At 50.5% G+C, this 4,836-nt stretch carries 5 protein-coding genes and 2 pseudogenes; 1 reads left to right on the top strand and 6 read right to left on the bottom strand.

Going from position 1 to position 4,836, the window contains the following annotated elements:
• Window positions 1–105: 105 nt before the first annotated feature.
• The 4 genes and pseudogenes from ABLA33_RS09895 to ABLA33_RS09880 form a co-directional block, all read right to left on the bottom strand.
• Window positions 106–231 (bottom strand): XRE family transcriptional regulator, encoded by a 126-nt coding sequence (locus tag ABLA33_RS09895; protein WP_308376926.1) that lies wholly within the window; start codon window positions 229–231, stop codon window positions 106–108.
• Window positions 228–536: pseudogene (locus ABLA33_RS09890) on the bottom strand (helix-turn-helix transcriptional regulator). The gene ABLA33_RS09895 and the pseudogene ABLA33_RS09890 overlap by 4 nt, the downstream one beginning before the upstream one ends.
• A gap of 14 nt (window positions 537–550) precedes the next feature.
• Window positions 551–1,099, bottom strand: a pseudogene (locus ABLA33_RS09885) (hypothetical protein).
• Window positions 1,100–1,162: 63 nt separating this feature from the next.
• On the bottom strand, window positions 1,163–4,219 hold the full coding sequence (locus tag ABLA33_RS09880; protein ID WP_347720172.1) for a CHC2 zinc finger domain-containing protein: 3,057 nt from the start codon (window positions 4,217–4,219) through the stop codon (window positions 1,163–1,165).
• Here ABLA33_RS09880 and ABLA33_RS09875 point away from each other — a divergent pair.
• Window positions 4,157–4,288, top strand: coding sequence for a hypothetical protein (locus tag ABLA33_RS09875; RefSeq protein WP_347720173.1), 132 nt, complete (start codon window positions 4,157–4,159; stop codon window positions 4,286–4,288). The two genes, ABLA33_RS09880 and ABLA33_RS09875, sit on opposite strands and share 63 nt — an antisense overlap.
• A gap of 95 nt (window positions 4,289–4,383) precedes the next feature.
• On the opposite strand, the gene ABLA33_RS09870 is transcribed toward ABLA33_RS09875, so the two are convergent.
• Window positions 4,384–4,587: a helix-turn-helix domain-containing protein gene (locus tag ABLA33_RS09870; RefSeq protein WP_347720171.1), complete on the bottom strand. Its 204-nt coding sequence runs from the start codon at window positions 4,585–4,587 to the stop codon at window positions 4,384–4,386.
• Window positions 4,580–4,836, bottom strand: a 257-nt coding sequence (locus ABLA33_RS09865; RefSeq protein WP_347720170.1) for a hypothetical protein, incomplete at its 5' end; no start/stop codon positions are given. The genes ABLA33_RS09870 and ABLA33_RS09865, both read right to left, overlap by 8 nt.

Below are 4,836 nucleotides of genomic sequence, written 5' to 3'. Positions count from 1 at the left end.
CCCTCATTTGCAAACTCATTTGAGCATCGTTGAGAGGCTTGGCGGGTTCTAGCGGCGCAAAGATACTGTATAAATCCTATCTATACAAACCTTTGGTATCTTTTCTTAATGCGTATCTCTTTTATCTTTCAAGAGGCAGTTGATTTTCTGCTCATAAGCATTACGGGCAGGAGTGCCTTTGCTGCCCAACACCTGGTCGAGCATATCTTCATGTGAGTATAGCTTCATCATACGGCTTCTACCTCGCTGGGGAGCAAATGGAGTGAGATGGCATCCTCTATCTTACATAGTGTCTCGATGGAAAGGTTTTCCTTGCCACGAAGTATCTTCGACACGTACTGCTACGAGCAGCCCATGCGCCGGGCAAGTTCTGTCTGGGTAAGATGGAGTTCGTCCATCTTGTCGAGCACAAGCATCGCAATACGCTGCGAGTGGCGGAGCCACGACTTGTTAGCCTGGCGGTATTCAGCCGCCTCGCGCCAGCGTGAGGGAGTCTTACTCTCGTGCGCTTCCAGTTTGCTTATTATTCGGTTCATACTTACCTCCTTTTTTATATTGTGGTAACATAATCTATGAAAGAATCATCGTCGATAATATCTTCATTCAGAAGAAATCGGCGGACTTTCTCCAGTTTCGCCAATTCTGCCTTCGTATGGTTGCGCTCTTCCATTTTGAGCGTGAGCTTAATGGCTCCACCTGTAATGACATACACACCTTGTGATAGCTTTATAGCATAGATGCAAAACCATGAAGAATGGCGTACTGTTCGTTTCAGCTTGGCTTTTTCCTTGCCGAGCATCATCTCCGAGATGCGGAAGTTTTCCAATGAGTGAAATAGCGACTCCAGATTGGAATCAGGCTGTAAATCCAGCATCAGGCATTGCAGCTGATCGCTGTCCTCAATCGTATCTTCTATGGCTTGGTTGATGTCCGTCACCTTGAAATAGGCAGACAAATCATCCCAATTGTCACGGAAGAATTGCCGAAGCCACACTACATCGTCCTACTTGTCAAACAGTATATAGAACGCATTGTCGCCCTCCCCATCGTATCACGCAGCCCATAGACGGCCGTCGTCTGTAATTTTATCGAACGTCATGTTCTTTCTTTTATGTTGCAAAGATAAGTTATATATTTGAACTATACAACTCACAGGTTGTATTTAACTATTATTTTCTTCTCTCGTCATCTCCAAATTGATGTCAAACGCCTCGACGAGCTTTTCATAGTCGAAACAGTAGGAACGCTGCTGCACGGACATCTTAGTGGGTTGCCCCTTAGCGTCGCGGTGCTCAAAATCGAGGACTTGATTGCCTTTCTTAATGACGTGGTAGGTCATGCGCTGCTCGCCCAGATACTCTTTGCTGTTTTCAAGATAGTAACGCAGCGACTCCTCGGGCAGGGAGGTCTCGCCGTTGCGGTGGGCATTGAGTTTGTAGAGCATGAAGATGCGGGTCTTCTGCAGGTAGAGTATCCTGTGCGGCTCCGGCCATACCGTCTCGCTGATGGTACTGGAGTGGAACCGGCTGACGGCTCTAATTCTAAAATCGGCATCTTCGTAGATCTCGCCCTCGCTATTGAGGAACTGCACCATGCGCCAAAAACTGCCCAGTTCGTCGTTGGTCTTACACTCCATGTTCTGGTGTACGATGCCCTCAACCATTACATTCAAAACATCTGAATACGCGATAGGTAAATCCAACTTGCCTTCCAAGCATCGGAAGGCAGCAAGTGGAATCACCCAGTTTTGCACAATGCGATCGATGACATTCCTACCGCCTAACCGCTTGTTCACATCATCCAATATCAAATGATACTGATCATAAAAGGCTTTGGCAAACAGTTCCCTATGGGCCAAGAGCTGTAGGGTTAAGTGTGTCATTCCCTTGGAACGCATCATGAGTAGCCGTTGATAATTCTTCTTTTCATCTTCCGTGAAGTCGGACTTGGGGAACGAGAGGAAGATGAGCCGGCTGAAGAGGGCGATGTCGGCCGTGGGCATTTCCTGTCCGGAGATGATTACTCCTGCATCCACGGCGGTGGTTTCCTTCTTCTTGTCGGCGGCCATGTTCATGCGCGTTCTCCCCGTACCGTCCCATAGGCCCTTGACAAACTCGATCTTGGCGGTGTCGATGCCGTTCTTGTATTCGTCAATATGCACCAGGGCGTTGGCGGCGGCAGCCACGGTGTCGTTGAGGGCCGGAATGGTGGAGTTCTGGATGTTGGGCGGTATGTTGTCGATCACGAAGAATGACATCAGCGTGTGGCCCAGTTCACTCTTACCAGAACCTTTCGGACCGAACAGGTCGAGGATGGGGAAAGAGCGGGTTGTGAGAGTGATGATGTCACGGAAGAGTGTAGCGAGATAGAAGCAAAAGCCTATCTTGCCATTGTCGCCAAAGACGAGAAAGAGCTGACGGGTGAAGTCCTGGAGACTGATCATGGAGAAATTGAAATGCACAAACTGACGCTCGAAGCGGAAATAGTCGGTGTTCTCCTTATAAATCTGGGAGAAAGCTGGCAGGTAGTAGTTGCCCTTTTCGCCCAGATGTACGATGCCGTATTCATTAACTTCGCTGAACTTCCCTCCATAATAGATGCCGTTGCCAAAGGTATAAAAGCCTTTCTTGTTCCAGCCAAGCTGCTTGATCTGGGCTGCCGTCTCGGTCTTTTCATAGAGGAAACTCTTCAGTTTGATGAGTTCCTTCTCACCGGCCTTCCAGATGAAGTTGCCGAGCGATTCGAGCTTCTGACGGAACTTCTGGAGTGAGATAAGGTCTCCCTGCTCCATCTCCACAATCTCCTTCGTGCCCAACTCGTTAGTAAGCAGGTAGAGTCGCTTGGCCATGAGTGGGTCCTTGATGTGGAAGAGGGGTGTCAGCGTAAAATTGCTCCATTCCAGCACACCGCCCTTCTCGGTGGTGGAGAAGTATTTGCCGTGGTCTATCCAGAAACCATAACGGCGGTTCAGGTCAACCTCTTCCTCCTTCGGGCTGTCGCGCCTTATCTTTTCGTTCTCGATTGCCTTCTGCCAGAAGAGCTTGCCCCGATGGTACTTGGTGAGGGCATCAATGTACATCGTGAGTTTGGTGTCGTCGTCGATAAATGACAGCAGATAGGCTACCTGCTTCACGGCATCGCTCTTCTCTTCAGTGTTGCCACAAGTTTCAAACAGCTTGGCAGCCAGCCACAATACGAAATCTACTTCCAGTACGTCCCTGAAGATGCTGATATGGGTGAAATAAGTGTCAGGATCTTCTTTCTTGCCATCCTCGGTGGTAGGTATTTCCTTGACCGATACGATAAGGTGTTGCTCGGTGGCTAACTTGCCGGCTTTCATCACGGCTTCAACGCCCGTTCCGAACACGGCACCGTCCTTGGGTGGGTCGTTATCGGGAATGAAACATACCTTTGGGGCTGCCCGATGGATGAGCTGGAACTGTTCGGCTGTCCATGCCGAACCGAGCTCGGCCACGGCGTTCTGCACACCGATGGAGTGCAGGCGCATACAGTCGGGTGCGCCCTCCACGAGATACATCTGTCCTGTCTTTCCTGCTGCCCTCCACGCCACGTCTAAACCAAAGACCGTGTTGCGCTTACTGTAGATGAGGGATTCCTTGCTGTTGAGGTATTTGGGCTGGCTGTCGTCCATCACCCTTGCCGTGAAGCCGATGATGTGCTGGTAGCGGTCCTTGATGGGGATGACGATGCGGTTCTGGAAGAAGTCGTAACCTTGTGGGTTGATAAGCCCCAGTTCCTGAAGAAACTCCTTTTGCAGGGGCAGATGGGAGAGGGCTTTGCCGTCGATGGGCGCAAAACCTATCTCTATCTCGTCGCAATACTTCTGCCCCCAGCGATGGTAGGCATAGTCCTGGGCTGGCTTATAGCGCAGGAACACCTCACGGTAATGCTGATGCACAGTGGCATTGACAATCAGCAGCGACTCGTGTTTCAGTCGTTGCTGCTTCTCGTCGATGGTTTCCTCTCTTTCCTCCACCTCAATGCCGTACTTCCTGCCCAGCCACCTGACGGCCTCCGGGTAGGTCATGTTCTCATGCTCCATCAGGAAGGTGATCACGTCGCCTCCCTTATGGCAGCCGAAACAGTAGAACATGCTGCGGTTGGGCGTAACGGTAAACGAAGGTGTCTTCTCCTGGTGGAAAGGGCACAGGGCACGATAGACGGTGCCACGCTTCTGAAGCGGCAGGAACTCGCCCACCACATCTTCTATATGTGCCGCGTCGAGTATCTTTTCTATGATGGTCTTGGGTATCATCTCATCCTCTAATAATTTCAATGTTCACAAAAAATGCCCCAGCCGACTGACTTCACAGCGGGTCGGCTGGGGACTTCTACTTAGTCACTTGTTATTTAGAGGATTCGCTAAGTATCTCTCAGTCCCGCCACCAGTTCCGACTTCAGAATATACCAGCAGCGTCCCATCTTGTGGGCAGGAATAAGTCCCTTCTCAATGCGCTTGCGGATGGTACATTTCTTGCGTCCGAACATGCGGGCAACATCGGGCACGGTATAAACGGTGTCCGAGGTATCTACTATGCCGTGGCTCGTGACCGTGGCATTACTCATACTCTTGTCCTTCCTCCCAAGGTTCATCGCTGAAGAAGTCTTCGGGCAGTTTTTCTTTCCATTCATGTTCATCTACTAAAATATCAAGTTCGCGGTTTCGCTGCTCCATACTGATGGCACAGATGGCCATACGGTGGGCATAGCTGTTGTAAGAAACATGCAGGAATCGGCCCTTTTCCTCACCCAAGAGGCGATTGAATCTGCTTGCCAGGTTGCGCACAGCGTGCGCACGCATTGGGGGAATGTTGG

Origin of the sequence: uncultured Alloprevotella sp. (assembly GCF_963536905.1) — a bacterium.
Lineage (GTDB): Bacteria > Bacteroidota > Bacteroidia > Bacteroidales > Bacteroidaceae > Alloprevotella.
Note: the sequence above shows the minus strand (reverse complement) of the source record. Positions and strands in the feature narration are given on the sequence as shown.

Coding starts and splice junctions, on each gene's coding strand:
- ABLA33_RS09895 (WP_308376926.1), bottom strand. CDS start 231: ATGATGAAGCTATACTCACATGAAGATATGCTCGACCAGGTGTTGGGC.
- ABLA33_RS09870 (WP_347720171.1), bottom strand. CDS start 4,587: ATGAGTAATGCCACGGTCACGAGCCACGGCATAGTAGATACCTCGGAC.